This window comes from Caulobacter sp. GW821-FHT09A05 (assembly GCF_059418465.1).
Window position 1 is genome coordinate 253,416 of the sequence record NZ_JBWKPX010000004.1, and the last position, 17,147, is coordinate 270,562.

Sequence of the window (17,147 nt, forward strand, 5' to 3'; positions counted from 1 at the left end):
CAGCTTTCAAGGAAGCCGCTTGCCGTCGCCACCCCGCCCAGCGCCGCTCGCCGTCATCGCCATGGGCGTGAGCGGCAGCGGTAAATCGACGCTCGGCGCCCTGCTGGCCCGCAGGCTGGACTGCCCGTTCCTGGAAGGCGACGATTTTCACGACGCGCGAGCGGTGGCCAAGATGAGCGCGGGCCACCCCCTCGACGATGGCGACCGCTGGCCCTGGCTCGATCGCCTGGGCCTAGCCATCGGCGAGGCCGTCGCCTCGGGCGGGCGGGTCGTGGCGGCCTGTTCGGCGCTGAAGCGCGGCTATCGCGAACGCCTGCGCGCCGCCATCGGGGCTCCCACCCGTTTCGTTCTGCTGGACGCCGGCCAGGACGAACTCCTGCGGCGGCTCACCCGCCGTTCCGGCCACTACATGCCCGCCAGCCTGCTGGAGAGCCAGCTGGCCACACTCGAGCGCCCTGGCGCCGACGAGGCGATCTTCACGCTGGACGCGGCCGCGCCGCCCGAGCGGCTGTGCGACCTGGCGCAGGCCTGGCTGGAAATCGACGCGCGTCAGGCCGGCGGCGCGGCGCGCGCTTCAGGGCATTAGCCGCTTCCGTCCGCGCGAAAGGTGCCAGCGCATGGCCAGGGCGGCGCCGTCGCCATCCTGGGCGCGGATCGCTTCGACGATCATCTCGTGCTCGCGCATCATCTCGGCGATCGCTTCCGGCGGCCGCGAGCGCGAGATGTCGACCCCTGCCCGCATGATCCGGTCGACATCAGGCTGCAACGCCTCGAACGTGACCAGGAAGGCCGGATTGGCGGTGGCCTGCACGATGCGGCGGTGCAGCTCCATGTCCTCGGCATGGGCGGGGGCGTTCGACAGCAGCGCCTCGCGCAGCTTCGACAGCGCCTCCTCGATACCGGCCATCTCCTCGGCCGAACGCCGCGCCGCCGCCAGGCGCGCCGCCTCCGCCTCGAGCACGAAGCGCACCTCGTAGCTGCCCAGGGTCGAAGGCAGTTCGGAGAGCGGCATGTAGGCGCCCAGCTTGTCGGAGGGGCGGTTCTTGACGAAGGACCCTGCCCCGCGGCGGGCCTCGGTAATGCTGTCGGCGGCCAGCCGCACCAGGGCCTCGCGCACGATCGTGCGCGACATGCCGAACGTCTCCGCGAGGCGCGCCTCGGAGGGCAAGCGATCGCCGATCGCCAGGCCGTCGGTGTTGATCATCTCGACGATGGCGGTATAGGCCCGGTCGGCTAGGCGGCCCTGGCTCATCCCATGGATCTCCCACGCGACCGTCGTGGCGCGGTCACGCTTTGAAGTTTCATAAAAAACGGCTGCCGGCCAGCACAGCCGGCGCGCCGGCGACGGGGACGACCGCTTCCGTCGCCGCCAGCGGCGAGCCCGCGACAGCCGATCGACCGCGCCGAGACCCGCAAATTCCGCATTGCCCCTCCCGGCTCACCTCTGCGTCCGCAGAGACGCGACCACAAACCTGTATGACAGCTTTTCCCAGAGAACCTAAAAATCAGATTTGTGCACGCTAACATTGACCAGCTCACTTGAATCTGTCCAACTAATATCACTAAGTTCGCTGAACACGAACCGCCGCCGGCGAAGACTGGCGCACCGATCAAGGCGGAGCCCGGCCGTGGCAGAACGGCTGGTCAGGAGAGGAAAATGGCAGGGGTGAACATGACCGGGATGAAACAACGCGACGCCGACGGGGACCTGAACGTCGGTTTTTGCGAGCTCACGCCGACCCAGATGAAGGTCCTGGAAGGGGTCAATTCCGGGCGGCTCAACAAGCAGATCGCCTTCGACCTCGGGATCGCCGAGGCCACGGTCAAGGCGCACATGACGGCCGTCATGCGCAAACTCAACGTGCACAACCGCACTCAGGCGGCGATCGCGGCCCGAACGATGAGCTTCAGGTCACGGGCGGAAGCCCAGTAAGCCGGTGGCGCGGCGTCAGCGTTCGCCGGAAGGCGGCCAGGCTATGGCCATGGCGACTTCGGCCTCCGACCCAAGCCAGGCTTTCGCCCGGGATCGACCGGAGCTTGCGCGAATGGGCGCGCCACGCCCCTATGGACTTGCACCGAAGACTCGAGCGCGACGGTCGGACCAGATCGCCGCCGCGTCGCCGGCGGACGCCGGGAAGGTTACCCCTTGAACAGACCAGACCGCCCCCGGGGCGCCACCATCGTCGATGTCGCGCAGAGGGCGGGCGTCTCGCGCATGACGGTGTCGCGGGTCATCAACGACGGAGCCAGCGTCCGGGAGACGACGCGCAAGGCCGTGCAGGCGGCGATCCGGGAGCTGAGCTACGCGCCCAACCTGGCGGCCCGAAACCTGGTCATGGCCGGCGAGCTGCGGATCGGGGTGATCTATTCCAATCCTAGCGCCGCCTTCATGAGCGACTTCCTGGTGGGGGTGTTCGAAGAGGCCACCAACGCCGGGGCCCGCCTGATCCTGGCGCGCGGCGAGAGCGGCCATCCTCCCGCCCAGGCGGAACTGGAGAGGCTGCTGGCCTCCGGTGTCCAGGGCGTGGTCCTGGCGCCGCCCCTGGGGGAATCCGCCGCCGTTCGCGACGTCCTTCGGGCCGCCGGCCTGCCCGTCGCGGTGGTCGCCGCCGGCCGTCCGGCGAGCGACGCGATCAATGTCCGCATCGACGACCGCCAAGCCAGCCGGACGATGACCGAGCATCTGTTGGGCCTGGGCCATCGACGGATCGGCTTCATCGCCGGAAACCCCGACCAGACCGCCAGCGCCGAGCGCCTGGAGGGCGCTCGCGCTGCGGTCGCCGCCGTCGAGGGCGCCGAACTGGTCCTGGCCCAGGGCGCGTTCACCTATGATTCAGGCCTGCGGGCCGCCGAAGAACTGCTGGATTCAGCCCCCCTCCCCACCGCGATCTTCGCCAGTAACGACGACATGGCCGCCGCGGCGGTGTCCGTGGCCCACCGCCGGCGCCTCGACGTGCCGCGCGACCTGACCGTGGTCGGCTTCGACGACGCGACGGTGGCCACCACGCTCTGGCCGCCGCTGACCACCGTGCGCCAGCCGGTGCGGCAGATGGCGGCGGTGGCGCTGGATCGGCTGATCCGCGCCCTGCGCGCGTCGGCGCCCGACGGCGGCGTGGCGGCCGACCATGTCCTGGACCACGCCCTGATCCGGCGGGAGTCCACAGCCCCGCCACGTCGCATCGACACCGGGCCGGACGCCAGGATCAACGGAGCACGCCCTCATGTCTGAACTCGCCGAGGCCGGAATGGAGAAGGCGACGGTCGGACGGATCACCGCGCGGCTGATGCCGCTGTTCTGCCTGATGTACCTGATCGCCTACATCGACCGCCAGAACGTCTCCTACGCCAAGCTGGAGATGGTGCAGGCCCTGGGCCTCAGCGAAGCCGCCTACGGCCTGGGCGCGTCGCTGTTCTTCATCGGCTACTTCCTGTTCGAGGCGCCGTCGAACCTGATCCTGGCCCGGGTGGGCGCGCGGGTCTGGTTCACGCGGATCATGTTCACCTGGGGCCTGGTGACCCTGGCCCTGGGCTTCACCCAGAACGCGGCGATGTTCTACGGGCTGCGCTTCCTGCTCGGCGTCACCGAGGCCGGATTCTTCCCCGGGGTGCTCTACGTGCTGACCCTATGGTATCCCCAGGCGCACCGTGCTCGGATGGTGGGACTGTTCATGGTGGCCAGCGCCGTGGCCAACGCCGTGGGGTCGGCCGTGGGCGGACTGCTCCTGGACCTGGACCAGGTGCTGGGCCTGGCCGGCTGGCAATGGGTCTTCCTGGCCACCGGCGCCCCCGCCGTCCTGCTGGCGCCTTACGTCCTGTGGAAGTTGCCGGACGGTCCGGCCCAGGCCAAATGGCTGCCCGAGGCGGGCAAGGCGTGGCTGACCCGGGTGCTGGACCACGAGCGCGGCGGCGCCGTCGACGACCATCGCGGCGCCTGGAAGGCGATCTTCGACCCGCGCGTCCTGCTGCTGGCGGGGCTCTATATCGGCATGCCGCTGGGGGCCTACGGCCTCAGCTATTGGCTGCCGACCATCGTCAAATCGTTCGGCGTGTCCAACACCGTCAACGGCCTGGTGAATGTGCTCCCCTGGCTGCTGGTCGCCGTCGCCCTCTGGCTCGTGCCGCGTCACGCCGCGCGCCACGGCGCCAGCGCCTGGCATATCGCCGGACCTATAATGGTCGCCGCGGTCGCCCTGACCCTGAGCGTGATCCTGCCGGGGGCGGCGCTGAAGTTCGCCATGCTGTGCATCGCGGCGCCGGCCATCTTCTCGGCCCAGCCGGTGTTCTGGAGCCTGCCGCCGAGTTTCCTCAGCGGACCGCGGGCGGCGGCCGGCATCGCGGCGATCAACGCGATCGGCAATCTGGGCGGTTTCATCGCCCAGAACCTGGTGCCGCTGGTGCGCGACGCGACGGGCAGCGACCTGGCGCCCATGCTTGCCCTGGCCGCCGTGCTGGTCGTGACCAGCGTCCTGATCTTCCATGCCATGGCCCGACTGGACCGGACGCGGCGCGAGCCGCCCCCCTAGAACAAGCCTGTCGGGCCGGCGGCGGACGCCAGGAGATCCTGATCCGCCAGGTCAGGTGATCTGCGGCAAGGTCGAGGCCGGCCCCAGCCGCCCGTGGTCCAGCGGCGCCTCGATGGTGCAGACGACGCCGGCCTCATCGAAGTCCAGCCGCACGACGCCGCGCAGCTCGGCCGCGAGGCTTCGGGTGAGCAGGCGCGATCCGAACCCGGTCGCCGTCGGCGGCGAGACCTTCGGCCCGCCGCGCTCGGTCCAGGTCAGGCGCAGCATCTCCGGGGACGTCATCGCCCACCTCAGCGTCACGCGCCCCTCGGGCGTCGAGAGGGCGCCGTACTTTAGGGCGTTGGTGCAAAGCTCGTGAAAGGCCATGGACAGCGTCAGGGCGGCGTTGGGTCCCAGCGAGACCGGCGGCCCCTCGAGGGTCACCGCCTCGACGCTCGGCAGGTTCGGCGCCAGCACGTCGGTGGCGATCTTGGCCAGTTGCGCGCCTTCCCACTGCTGGCGCGTCAGGATGTCGTGCGCCCGGCTCAAGGCCATCAGGCGGGCGGTGAACGCCTCCCGGGCCTCCGGCAACGACGGGCTTCCGCGGAAGGTCTGGGCGGCCAGAGCCTGGACGGCCGCGAGGTTGTTCTTCACGCGATGGTTCAGCTCGTTGACCATCAGCTCCAGGCGCTCCTGCGCCCTGCGCCGGTCGTCGATGTCGATGCTGGCGCCGATCCACCCGGCCAGGCCGCCTTCCCGATCCCGCACGGGCTCGGAGCGCGACAGGAACCAGCGAAACTGCCCGTCGCCGCGGCGTATGCGCAGCTCGGCCTCGAAGCCCTCGCCCTTCTTCAGGGCGGCGTCCCAGATTTCGACAGCCCGAACGGCGTCCTCGGGGTGCAGCAAGGCCGCTGGATCGGCGTCGGCTTCCGCCGAGGTTCCGGTGAACGCGAACCACCGGTCGTTGAGAAACTCGACCTCGCCGCGATCCGAAGACATCCAGACCATGGCCGGGACCACGTTGGCCAGGGTTCGCAGTCGCGTCTCGCTGTCCCGCAGCACCGCCTCGGCGGTCTTGCGCTTGGTGACGTCGCGATAGAACACCGCGACGCCTTCCGGCGTGGGCTGGGCCCGGATCTCCAGCCACATGGTTCCGCGCCGATCGCTCCAGGACTCTTCGAAAGCCAGGGCGACCTGGGAGGCCAGGACGTCTCTGTACCTTTCCCGCAACCTCTCGGCCTCGGGGCCAGGCCAGATCTCCTCGTGGGTCCTGCCCAGCATGGACTCCGCCGATCGTCCCTCCATGCGGAGCGCCGCCTCGTTGACCTGCAGAACCCGCAGGTCGCGGTCCATCAGCACCAGGGCGTCGAGCATGTTGTCCAGCACGCTCTGGCTGCGATCGCGCTCGATCTTCAGCGCCTGCTGCGCGGTCAGGCGATCGCTGATGTCGCGGATGAAGCCGACGAAACTGATTTCGCCGCCGTCGTCGATCCGGGAGACCGACAGCTCGACGGGAAAGACGCGTCCCTCGCGGTCCGTGGCCATGACCTCGATGCGGCGATTGAGGATGCCCCGAGCGCCCGTTTCAAGATGCCTGCGCAAGCCCTCGGCATGGGCTGGCCGGTCCGGTTCGGGAATGATCAGTTCCGCCATCGGCCGTCCGAGCGCTTCGTGACGAGACCAGCCGAAGGTGATCTCCGCCTGCCGATTCCAGTCTCGCACCCGCCCGTCGGCGCCCATGATGACCGTGGCGTCGAGGGCGGTCTCCAGCACAAGTCCGATTGGCGAGCCCTTTTTGGCGTCAGTGGTCAACGGCACCCTCGCCCCATGAGCCTTATGAGAAGCCTTAACGCGCACCCCGGTGCGCCGGCCAGCGACGCTTCGGTCACCATAGCAGATGTTCACGGACATCGCGGTCAAGCCCCGGCGCGTTCCCCAGCGGGCGAGTGAGACAACACGCCGCAACCAGGACGCTAATTCCGATTAACCATCCGCGCCTAGCGTTTGGACCATGATATCGATCAACGATTCCTGCTCGGACGGGGCCGACCGTCGCAGCCATCCCCGCTACAGCGACCGCAGCCCGGTCTATGTCGGTGACGGGGCGCTTGCACGACGATGCCGCCTTGTCGACGTGTCCAGCGGCGGCGCGCGGATCTTCCTCGGCCGAGGCGCGGACCTCGCCTCCCATGTCATATTGGTCGATCCCAGGACGGGCCTCAGTCATCGGGCGGCCGTGGTCTGGCGGAGCGAAATCGAGGCCGGGGTTCGTTTCCTGGAAGAAGGCGTCCGCTATCGCGTCATGACCCGCACCGGCGATCTGGGTTGGAACGCCGGCCGGGATTCGTATCGCCAGGCCTCGTAGAGATTGCCTCGCCGCGAGACTGGCGCCCTCCAGGACGGGCGTTCGTTCCGCTCCATGCCGATGCCGCGAAACATCGTTCCGCGTCTGAACTTGGTCGCCGCGCAAACGAGAACAAACGTGCCGCCGCGAACCGCCTAGGGTCGTCTCATGACCCAGGACATGACCTACGCGCGGTACCTCGCGCTGGATCAACTGCTCGCGGCCCAGCAGCCGTTGAGCGACCGTCACGACGAACTGCTGTTCATCGTCATCCACCAGACCAAGGAGCTGTGGCTCAAGGAGATCATCCACGAGGTGCTCCTGGCCAAGCGGCTGATCGCGGCGGGCGATGTCGAGCCGGCCTACAAGGCCCTGGCCCGGGTGTCGCGGATCCAGACGGTGATGACCCTGTCGTGGGATGTCCTGGCGACGATGACGCCGGCCGACTATCTGAGCTTCCGGGGCGAGCTGGGCTCCAGTTCGGGCTTCCAGTCGCACCAGTTCCGCACCCTGGAATACCTGCTGGGCCTGAAGGACCAGAGCTTCCTGAAGTTCCACGCCGAGGGCTCGGACGCCCTGGCGCAGTTGCAGGAGGCCCTTGCGGCGCCCAGCCTCTACGACGTCGCCATCGCGCAGCTGCCCAAGGCGGGACTGGCTGTGCCGGACGCGGTGCTGAACCGCGACTTCGCCCAGACCTACGCGCCCTCGCCCGAGGTGGAGGCCGCCTGGCTGGAGGTCTATCGCGACACCTCGCGCTATTGGGAACTGTACCAGCTGGCCGAGAAGCTGGTTGACCTGGACGACGCCCTGGTCACCTGGCGCCACAAGCACGTGCTGACCGTCGAGCGGATCATCGGCGGCCGTCCGGGCACCGGCGGCACCGAGGGAGTCGCCTATCTGACCTCCACCTTGCGCCGGCGAGCCTTTCCCGAACTGTGGTCGCTCAGGACCAGACTGTGAACGCCGCGCGCAAGGATCTGTTCTCGCGAGCCCTGGCGGCCGCGCCGGGTCGGCTGCACATGGCGGCCCACAGCCACCACCTCTGGCCCGACGTCACCCTGGCCGCCCAGATCGAGGCCTGGGAAGACGCCGCCCTCCTGGCCGACCACAAGTGGGACAAGGCCTTGGGCCGGGTCTATCCGGCCGCCCAGGACCTCGTCGCCCGCGAACTGTCCCTGCCCTCGTCGGACAGCGTGGTCTTCGCGCCCAACACCCACGCCCTGTTGACGGCGCTGTTGTCGGCGATCCAGCGCCGCCCCGTGCGGATCCTGTCGACCGACGGCGAGTTCCATTCGTTCCGCCGCCAGGCCCAGCGCTGGGTCGAGGCCGGCGAGATCGAACTGACCCTGGTCGAAAGCGACGCGCCCGATTTCGCCGAGCGGTTCCTGACCGCCGCGCGCCTCGGGACTTTCGACCTGGTCTTCGCCAGCCACGTGTTCTTCAAGACGGGTCTCGTCTTCGACCGCGTCTGGGAGCTTGCCGACCTGGCGCGGCTGGAAGGGCCGTGGGTGGCGGTCGACGGCTATCATGGCTTCCGGGCCGTTCCGACCGACCTCTCGGCGGTGGCCGACCGGGTCTTCTACCTGGCGGGCGGCTACAAGTACGCCATGGCGGGCGAAGGCGCGGCCTTCCTGCATGCCCCGCGAGGCTTCGGACCTCGCCCAGTCCTGACCGGCTGGTACGCCGAATTCGGCGAGCTGGAAGGCCCGCCCGGCGGGGTGGGCTATGGGCGCGACGCGGGCCGCTTCCTGGGGGCGACCTTCGACCCGTCCGGCCTTTATCGCTTCGTGGCCGCGGGACGAATGCTGCAGGCCGAGGGCCTGACCACGGCGGCGATCGCCGATCACGTGGCCGACCTGCAACGCAACCTGCTTGGCCGGATCGCCGCGGGCGCGGCGGGCCCGCTACGGGATGCGGTGGTGTTGAACCCGCCGGGCCAGGGTCCCCACGCCCGCTTCCTGGCCCTGCGCCATCCTGAAGCGCCAGCGTGGAAACAGGCGTTGGCGGCCCGGGACGTCGTGGTGGACGTGCGCGACGACGTGCTGCGCATCGGCCTCTCGATCTATCACGACGAGGACGATCTGGAACTGCTCCGCGCGGCCTGCGAGACGCTGGCCTAAAGCTTCACGACAATCCCGCGGCGATCCATGACGTAGCCCAGCAACCAGCAGACCAGCATGTAGGCGATCGCGCACAGCAAGGAGCCCAGCGCGCCCGGCGTCAGGGCCTGGAACACATGGATCCCGACCCACTCGTACGGCCCCATGCCCGGCGCGACCTCGATCATCCCCAAGGCGACGATGAACAGTTCCGAGAACAGGTAGATCACCAGCGGATTGAGGCCAAAGACTTGGAAGAAGCGCGTCGCCACGTTCGGCTTGCGCCCCTCGAGCACGGCGGTCAAGGCCGCCAGCAGCACAAGGTCGATGCCGACGGTCAGCAGGACAAAGCTGCTGGTCCACAGTTTCTTGGCGATCGGGAAGGCCAGCCCCCAGGCGAGGCCTGCGGCGATCAGGACCGCGCCGGCCAGGGCCATGCGGATCGTGGCGCGGCGGGCGGCGGGCGTGTCCTTCAGGAACCGCGCCGCCAGATAGCCGGCCAGTACGTTGACCGTCGATGGCAGGGTTCCCAGCAGGCCTTCGGGATCGAAGCCGCCATCCTTGCGATAGAGGTGGTTCTGGCCGATGAGCCAAAGGTCCAGGTGCGTGCCGGCGTTGCCCAGTTTCGACAGCGGATCGGCCGGGTCGCCAAGGGTCAGCAGGATCGCCCAGTAGCCCAGCAGCAGCACGACCGACAGCACCACGATCAGGCGCGGCGACAGCCAGCGCACGGCGAACGCGGCCAGCACGTAGCAGAGCGCGATCCGCTGCAGGACGCCCATCACCCGCGTTTCCGAAAACGGGATCAGCGTCCAATGACCGTCCACGTTCCGAACGAACGGGAACCAGTACATCAGGAAGCCCAGCAGGAAGATCAGGGCGCCGCGCCGCAGGACCTTGGCCATGAACTCGGCGGTGGGGGCCGGTCGCGAGAAGGCGAAGGCCATCGAGCAGCCGACCGCGAACAGGAAGGAGGGAAACACCGCGTCCGCCGCCGTGAACCCGAACCAGGGCGCATGGACCAGCTGGGTGTAGGCGCTGGCGCCGGGACCGGCGGTGTTGACCACGATCATCAGGCAGACCGTCAGCCCCCGGAAAACGTCGAGGGACAGGAAACGCGCGGCGGGCTTGGTCATCCGTTCTTGTTCCGGGCTTGGTCGAGATGGGAGATCAGGGCCTTGACCCCGCCGACCGGGTCGGCCGGGCGCTGGCGGCGGTAGGCGACGTCGGCGGCGACCCAGGCGCGTTCCCAGGCGACGCCGTCGCGGGTGACGGCGACCTCGTCGAAGGGCCCGGTCCCCGCCGCCTTCAGGGCGTCGAGGAACCGCGACCAGCGCGGCAGGTAGAAGTCGCGATAAAGTCCCTGCCAGGCCTTGGAGGCGTAGTCGTTGAGGTTGCCCTCCCCGCCCCAGACCGTCACCTGGGCCTTGGCGTTGGCGACATAGGCCGCGGCGTCGGCCGGGGTGTCGCCATAGGCGCGGGCGTCGTCGATCCAGGTGGCCAAGGTCTCGGGCTGGATCCCCAGCAGGGCGTCGATCGACAGCGCCAGGGTCGCGACCGCGCCGCGCGCCCGGTCGCCGCCGACGGCGTCGCCCTTGCGATAGGCGGCCACGGCGACCTGCAGCTGGTCGTCGATCTCGAGGCTGGCCAGGTGCCGGGCCGCATCGACCAGGTCCAGCACGAACAGCGGCTGGTCGGCGAAGGCGCCGGCCTGGACGGCCAGGCCGCGGACGGCCGCGTCCAGCTGGGCGCGGTCGCCCGGATGGCCCGGGAACTCGCCGATCGTCGCCGTCGGCCGCTTGAAGAACAGATAGGCGCCGGCCTTGCTCTTCCACCAGCGCGGCGACCAGTAGCGGGTCGCGTAGGCGGCCTGCACCAGCTGGTCCATGGCCGCGTCCAGCGCTGGCGTGGTGCGGCCGTAGCGCGACCGGGCGTAGGTCGACAGCCAGGCCGACTGCGACTCCTGGCCCGCCCCCCAGGCCAGGTCGTAGACGGCCTCATAGACGATCGAATTGTTATGCAGCCCCTCGGGGAACATCCCAAAGCCGGCCAGCTTGCCCGTGTCGAGATTGCCGGCGATCGCCGTCATGTCGCGACGATAGTAGCCAAGGTCACCATAGACCGGGTTGCTGCCCCCGTAGTTATGCACGTAGCCGTAGATCCAGGGCTTGCCGCCGAAGGCCTTGGCGTTCTTCCAGACATCCGGATAGCGATCGTTGCCGATGTCCAGGACCATCAGCTTGTCGTCGGGCACGAGGCTCAGATAGGCCGAGATCGCCGGCGGGTCCCAGAAGTGGCTGTCGGCGCCGAACAGCCAGCCCTGCATCACCCACACCGCGTCGGGGCGGGCCTGGCGGATCGAGTCGTAGATCGCCTTGCCGTAGGCGGCCAGGCGCTTGGCTTTCACGGCGGGGTCGATTTCGACCTTGGTCTTGGTCGCGGCGGCGTTGGCGATACCGTCGCCATAGGCCGCGTCTCGCGCGTCCGCGCCGTCGGCGCTGATCGGCGGAAGCATCTCGTTGAACGAGTCGGCCAGGTAGTAGGCCCCGGCGCCGTAGGTCTGGGTGTACAGGGCCAGGAAGCGGCCCGCGATCTGGGCGAACAGCGGGTCGGCCGGGTCCAGCCAGTAGGTCTCGTGGAACCCCTCCCACGGCCGCATCCGATAGATGCGAGCCTTGGGATTCTTTTGGGCGAAGGCCTTGGGCACGTAGCCGCCGAAGGCCGGCAGGATCGGCGTCATGCCCAGCGACCGCATCCGCCCGAGAATCCGGACCTGCAGATCCTTCTTCTTGTCGATCCAGTTGCCCGGCAATGGCGCGCGATAGCCCTCGATGTTGCCCATGCGTTGCCAGGGCGTGAAGGCGGGTCCGGAGAAGTAGTCGGCGAGTTCCGCCTCGGTCAGGCCGAACTCACGCCATAGCGCCCGCCAGACATGCTCCTGGCCCTCCATGGCCAGCGGCATGTCGACCCCGTGGACCGCCATCCAGTCGATCTCGCGCGTCCAGCGTTCCCAGCTCCACCAGGGCGTGGTGTAGCCGTAGGTGCAGGTGTTGAGGTAGGCGCGGTGGGCGAAGGGGGTAGCGACCCTTCCCATGTCGGCGTCGGGAAAATGGTCCGGCAGCGCCACCCGATCGCCCTCCCAGCTAACCGACGCCGCGCCGATGGACTTCAGGTAGCTGTAGGCGCCGCGCGTCAAGGCGATCGGCGTGTCGCCGCTGATGCGAACCCGCCCCTCCCTGCACCTTGCCGTGTACCAGGGCGGCGCGGTCGCCGTCGCGCGCGGCGCGAGCGCCAAGTCGATCTGGCCGGCGCGCGGACCGAAACGGCGAACGAGCACCGCCCGAGCCGCCTTGACCGCGCTCGCGTCGTCGCCGGCCGCCGCGGCGAGGGACGGCGTCGACATCGCGGCGACGGCGGCCAGGGCTTGCTGAAGCGCCTGGCGACGAGAGGGGCTAGGCCACATGGAAATCAGGTCTCGGGACATCTGGACCACCGAAAAATTTGGTCGCCGCCCAGGAGTCCGGCGGCGACCAGCAGTTCCGCCGAATGTTCGGCGCCTTGGGGAAGCTTTGAACGTTACATCTTGTACTGGAAAGACAGGTAGTAGCTGGGTCCGGTGGACGAGCTCATCTGCCAGCGGCTCTTGTCGATCAGATAGGCCTTCTCCTCGGCGTTGTTGAGGTTCATCGCCGCGAACGAGAAGCTCAGATGATCGTTGAGGTTATAGCCGAGATTCAGGTCGAACTGGGTGCGCGAAGCGACCGTGTGCCCCAGCGGGCCGGCGAAGAAGCTCTCCACCGAGGTCTGGTCGTAGGCGCTGCGATAGTTGGCCGACAGGCGAGCGCTGAAGGTCTTGTTCTCCCAGTAGACCGTTCCATTGGCCGTGTGCTCCGACAGGTTGGCCAGCTTGAAGCCGGTGGTCGAGGTCGCCGGGCTGACGTGGGTGTAGTTGGCGATGAAGCCGAAGCCCTCGATCGGCAGCCAGGCGTCCAGCGACTGCTGCCAGTTCACCTCGTAGCCCTTGATCGTCACCTCGCGGGCGTCGTTCAGGGGCTGGGTGATCGAGTAGGTGTCGCCGGCGCCGGAGACGCAGACGCCGCTGGCGTCCTTCGACAGGCTGACGCCTTCGTAGGAGGCCGGGCAGACCACCGAGGTGTAGGTGCCGTTCTTGACCTTCTTGCTGAAGAAGCCCGCGCTCAGGCCGTCGCCGTCGCCGTAGTACCACTCCAGCCCGACATCGATCTGGTTGGCGGTCAGCGGGTTGAGCGAGCCCTGGCCCAGGGCCACGGTGGTGACCTTGTGGCCGGTGCTGTCGGTCGTGGTGCTGACCGTGGTGGCCAGTTGGTTGCTGGAGTCGATGATCGGACGGACCAGCACCTTGGCGGCGGCGAAGCGCAGCAGCAGGTTGTTGGTCAGGTCGACGCTGAAATTGGCCGAAGGCAGGACGTTGTCGTAGGACTTGGGCGTCGAATAGGTCCCGGCGACCAGCTTGACCTCGGTGTTCTGCGGGTTGGCGGCGCCGGCGACGTAGCCATGGACCGTCTGGTCTGTGCTTTCCCGGCGAACGCCGACATTGCCGCGGAACGGCAGCGAGAAGATCTCCCCCTTCAGGTTGGCCATCGCGTAGACCGAGGTCAGGTCGCGATTGACGTGGTAGCTGCCCTGCGGATCGAAGGCCTCGTAGACCGTGTAGCCTTCCTTGGCCAGGGCGTCGCGATAGGCCTGGATGTTCGGCGAGATCCAAGCGCCTGGAATGGTCATGTCGCCATCCAGGAAGTTCGACACCGCGATGCCGGTGGTCGTCAGGCTTGGCGCGAAGGCCGTCGGCACGTTGGTGTCCTGACGGTCGAAGCGATTGACGTGTCGCTTGAGCACTTCCTTGCGGTACTTGCCGCCGAAAGCGATCGATTCCAGGAAGCCATAGTCGACGTAGCGCTTCACATCCAGCTGAGCGGCGTCTTCATAAGAGTCGATCGTGCGATAGGCGCCGGTCGGATAGTTGTTCCGGAACAGGTTGGCCGGCGCGTACTGCGACGCGTCGGTTAGAGAGTTCGACGTCGCAAAGGCGATATTCTTGGGATTGCCGATGTCCAGCGTCGCCGACGGAACAACAACGCCGAGGATCGCGGCTTCCTCGTTGAAGATCGCGTGGCCGCGCGAATAGTGCGCGACGCCCTTGAAATCCCAGTTCTCCAAACCCGTCCAATGAAAGTTGGTGGTGAAGGCGCCGGTCGATTGCGGCCGGGTCTCGAACTGGTGGTTGTTCTCCAGGCGGAAGTTGTTGATCTGCACCTTCGTGGCGGTGTTGTTCGCCGACGCCAGCGTGACCACGTTCGACGCCGAAGGGCTGGTGAACAGGAACACCTGCTGATGCAGGTCCTGGGTGGTCTTGTCCTTGGCGTAGGTCGCGATCATGTCGATCTGCAGGGTGTCGATCGGCTTGAACTGGATAGCGCCGTTGACCATGCTGCGCTTGGTGTCGCGATCGATGCGACGAAAACGCAGGCGACCGGGCGTATAGACGCCGCTGTTGACGATCCAGCGGTCCATCCACATGTAGTCGCCGCGGTCCTTCAGCGCCTGGTAGCCCGCGCCGAGGAAGACGCCCAGCTTGTCGTCGAAGAAGTGGTCGACATAGGTCGCGCCGGCCTTGGCGGTCGGGTCGCCATCGGCCAGATTCTGCTTTTGCAGCTTGCCGGCCAGGATCAGTTGCCGGCCCTTCACGTCGAACGGGTGCACGGTGTCGATATTGACCGTGCCGGCTAGACCGCCGGCGTCCATGTCGGCGGTCGGCGACTTGATCACCTGGATCGCCGAGGCCAGTTCGGTCTGGATCACGTCATAGCGAAAGCCGTCGGTGAAGTTGGCGCTCTTGAACGACTGACCGTTGATCGTGGTCATCGCATATTGCGGGCCCAGTCCGCGAATGCTGATCGTCGAGCCGCGGCCGTTGATGTTGGAGATCTGTACGCCCGGAATGCGCTGGATCGCCTCGGCGATGTTTTCCGACGGAAACTTGCCGATGTCCTCGGACGAGATGCCGTCCGAGACACGGATGTCCTTGCGCTTGGTGTCCAAAGCGGTCGCCAGGCTCTTGCGGAAGGCGGTGACCACCACCTCGTCAATTGCGTCGGCGGCGGCTGGCGCCGCGGGCGATGTCTGAGCTGAAGCGACGCCGGCCAGGCAGGCACCGGCCAGCAAGGTGAGCACAAACGTCTTGCGCCTGTTGGCCGGTGCGAAAGACGCAAACTTGGTACGCATCATCAATTATCCCCCTCAAGTCGACAGCGCGACGGATCGCGCCGTTCCGACGCCGCACTCCGCGGCCATTTCGAGCAGACCATTTAGAGACCTATCTGGGCCGCCCTCAAGGCACCGTAGGGCCGGGTCCGAGGAGGGTCAAAGCGCACAACCCCTTATTTTGCTTGGAATTTTGCGGTGATGGAAACATGGGCGCCGGCTCTACTGGTCATATGTTCGCCAGAAAGACGCATTCTGGAAAATTTCCCAAGTAATTCCAATGCATAAGTAAATCTCGCCTCCAAGAGCAGATAATACCAATTTAATGCCTTCTTTCCAGCCAATCCACGCCGCACCGAGCGCCCCAACAAACAGGCGTGCGCCGCCGCCACGGTCGGGCGACCGACGCCTGCTTGAGATCAATGGAACGAATATTCGATCGTCGCCCCGTCACCGCATGGTGGGAATGACGAAGCTCTGGTCCAGCACCGCCCCGCCCTTGGGCCAGCGCTGGGTCACGGTCTTGGTCCGTGTGTAGAAGCGCACGCCGTCCATCCCATACTGGTTCAGGTCGCCAAAGCCCGAACGCTTCCAGCCGCCGAAGCTGTGATAGGCGACCGGAACCGGGATCGGCACGTTGACGCCCACCATGCCGACCTCGACCTGATCGGCGAACTCGCGGGCGGCGTCGCCGTTGCGCGTGAAGATGGCCACGCCGTTGCCGTACTGGTGGCGCGACGCCAGACCGATCCCCTCGGCCAGGCTCTCGGCGCGGACCATCTGCAGCACGGGGCCGAAGATCTCGTCCTGGTACGAGCGGCTGGTCGGCTTGACGTGGTCGAACAGGGTCGGGCCGACGAAGAAGCCGTCCTCGTGGCCTTGCAGGCTGAAGCCCCGCCCATCGACGACCAGTTCGGCGCCTTCGTCGACGCCCATCTGGATGTAGCTCTCGATCCGCGCCTTGTGGGCGGCGCTGACCACCGGACCGTAGTGGGCGTCGTGGTCGGTGCTGACGCCGACCCGAAGCCCGCCGATCGCGGCGACCAGTTTCTCGCGCAGGGCCACGGCGGTCTTCTCGCCGACCGGGACAACCACCGGCAGGGCCATGCAGCGCTCTCCGGCCGAGCCGTAGGCCGCGCCGATGATGTCGGCCGTCGCCTGGTCCAGGTCGGCGTCGGGCAGGACCAGGCCGTGGTTCTTGGCCCCGCCCATGGCCTGGACCCGCTTGCCGTTCGCGCCGGCGCGCTGGAACACCGACTGGGCGATGTCCGAGCTGCCCACGAAGCTGACGGCCTTGATGTCGGGGTGGTCGAGGATGGCCTCGACGCAGTCCTTGTCGCCGTGGACGACGTTCAGGATCCCCGGCGGCAGGCCGGCCTCCATCATCAGCTCCGCCAGGCGCACCGGCACGGACGGATCGCGCTCGGACGGCTTGAGGATGAAGGCGTTGCCGCAGGCGATGGCCGGGCCGAACATCCACATGGGGATCATGGCCGGGAAGTTGAACGGCGTGATCCCCGCCACCACGCCGAGGGCCTGGCGCATCGAGTAGACGTCGATGCCCGGGCCGGCGCCTTGGGTGTACTCGCCCTTCAGCAGGTGCGGAATTCCGCACGCGAACTCAATGACTTCCAGGCCGCGCATGATGTCGCCCTTGGAGTCGGCGATGACCTTGCCATGCTCGGACGACAACAGCTCGGCCAGTTCGTCCATGTGGACGTCCAGCAGGCGCTTGAACTCGAACATCACCCGCGCCCGGCGCTGGGGATTGGTCGCGGCCCAGGCCGGCTGGGCCGCCCTGGCGTTGGCGATGGCGGCGTCCAATTCCGAGGCCGAGGCCAGGGCCACCCGCGCCTGCACCTTGCCGGTGTTGGGATCGAAGACCTCGCCGAAGCGGCCGGACGCGCCTTCGACGGCGCGGCCGCCGACGAAATGGGAAATGCTGCGCATGGCGCGCTCCTT

Annotated in this window: 13 protein-coding genes; 7 read left to right on the plus strand and 6 right to left on the minus strand. The window is 67.7% G+C overall.

Features of this window, described 5'->3' with window-relative positions:
• The first annotated feature begins 19 nt into the window (after positions 1-19).
• A complete protein-coding gene (locus AC07NX_RS05825; protein ID WP_494639938.1) occupies positions 20-586 on the plus strand; it encodes a gluconokinase in 567 nt (188 codons plus the stop codon).
• Here AC07NX_RS05825 and AC07NX_RS05830 read toward each other — a convergent pair.
• The gene (locus tag AC07NX_RS05830; RefSeq protein WP_494639940.1) at positions 575-1,252 is read right to left on the minus strand and encodes a FadR/GntR family transcriptional regulator; all 678 of its coding nucleotides are present in this window, start codon (positions 1,250-1,252) and stop codon (positions 575-577) included. The two genes, AC07NX_RS05825 and AC07NX_RS05830, sit on opposite strands and share 12 nt — an antisense overlap.
• Positions 1,253-1,657: 405 nt before the next feature.
• On the opposite strand from AC07NX_RS05830, the gene AC07NX_RS05835 reads away from it, so the two are divergent.
• The 3 genes from AC07NX_RS05835 to AC07NX_RS05845 all read left to right on the plus strand — a co-directional run bounded on the left by AC07NX_RS05835 (position 1,658) and on the right by AC07NX_RS05845 (position 4,523).
• Positions 1,658-1,933 (plus strand): helix-turn-helix domain-containing protein, encoded by a 276-nt coding sequence (locus AC07NX_RS05835; protein ID WP_494639941.1) that lies wholly within the window; start codon positions 1,658-1,660, stop codon positions 1,931-1,933.
• Between the two features lie 213 nt (positions 1,934-2,146).
• A complete protein-coding gene (locus AC07NX_RS05840; RefSeq protein ID WP_494639943.1) occupies positions 2,147-3,229 on the plus strand; it encodes a LacI family DNA-binding transcriptional regulator in 1,083 nt (360 codons plus the stop codon).
• Entirely contained in the window at positions 3,222-4,523 is a 1,302-nt protein-coding gene (locus tag AC07NX_RS05845; RefSeq protein WP_494639945.1) for an MFS transporter, read from the plus strand. Before AC07NX_RS05840 ends, AC07NX_RS05845 begins: the two co-directional genes overlap by 8 nt.
• A gap of 51 nt (positions 4,524-4,574) precedes the next feature.
• Here AC07NX_RS05845 and AC07NX_RS05850 read toward each other — a convergent pair whose 3' ends face one another.
• Positions 4,575-6,314 (minus strand): PAS domain S-box protein, encoded by a 1,740-nt coding sequence (locus AC07NX_RS05850; protein WP_494639947.1) that lies wholly within the window; start codon positions 6,312-6,314, stop codon positions 4,575-4,577.
• A 199-nt stretch (positions 6,315-6,513) separates the two neighbouring features.
• Between AC07NX_RS05850 and AC07NX_RS05855 the strand changes: the two genes are divergently transcribed.
• From AC07NX_RS05855 to AC07NX_RS05865, 3 genes are all read left to right on the plus strand, one after another.
• Positions 6,514-6,867 carry a PilZ domain-containing protein gene (locus AC07NX_RS05855; protein WP_494639949.1) on the plus strand — a complete coding sequence of 118 codons (354 nt, stop codon included), beginning with the start codon at positions 6,514-6,516 and terminating at the stop codon, positions 6,865-6,867.
• Between the two features lie 147 nt (positions 6,868-7,014).
• A complete protein-coding gene (locus tag AC07NX_RS05860; RefSeq protein ID WP_494639951.1) occupies positions 7,015-7,806 on the plus strand; it encodes a tryptophan 2,3-dioxygenase in 792 nt (263 codons plus the stop codon).
• Positions 7,782-8,966, plus strand: coding sequence for a PLP-dependent aminotransferase family protein (locus AC07NX_RS05865; protein ID WP_494639953.1), 1,185 nt, complete (start codon positions 7,782-7,784; stop codon positions 8,964-8,966). Before AC07NX_RS05860 ends, AC07NX_RS05865 begins: the two co-directional genes overlap by 25 nt.
• Here the strand turns inward: AC07NX_RS05865 and AC07NX_RS05870 are convergent.
• The 4 genes from AC07NX_RS05870 to AC07NX_RS05885 all read right to left on the minus strand — a co-directional run bounded on the left by AC07NX_RS05870 (position 8,963) and on the right by AC07NX_RS05885 (position 17,135).
• Positions 8,963-10,081 carry an acyltransferase family protein gene (locus tag AC07NX_RS05870; RefSeq protein ID WP_494639954.1) on the minus strand — a complete coding sequence of 373 codons (1,119 nt, stop codon included), beginning with the start codon at positions 10,079-10,081 and terminating at the stop codon, positions 8,963-8,965. The genes AC07NX_RS05865 and AC07NX_RS05870 overlap by 4 nt on opposite strands.
• Positions 10,078-12,408: an alpha-N-acetylglucosaminidase gene (locus AC07NX_RS05875; RefSeq protein ID WP_494639956.1), complete on the minus strand. Its 2,331-nt coding sequence runs from the start codon at positions 12,406-12,408 to the stop codon at positions 10,078-10,080. Before AC07NX_RS05875 ends, AC07NX_RS05870 begins: the two co-directional genes overlap by 4 nt.
• Positions 12,409-12,521: 113 nt before the next feature.
• A complete protein-coding gene (locus tag AC07NX_RS05880) occupies positions 12,522-15,206 on the minus strand; it encodes a TonB-dependent receptor (RefSeq protein WP_494639958.1) in 2,685 nt (894 codons plus the stop codon).
• A 429-nt stretch (positions 15,207-15,635) separates the two neighbouring features.
• Complete coding sequence (locus tag AC07NX_RS05885) at positions 15,636-17,135, minus strand: CoA-acylating methylmalonate-semialdehyde dehydrogenase (protein WP_494639959.1); 1,500 nt, start codon at positions 17,133-17,135, stop codon at positions 15,636-15,638.
• Positions 17,136-17,147 lie beyond the last annotated feature (12 nt).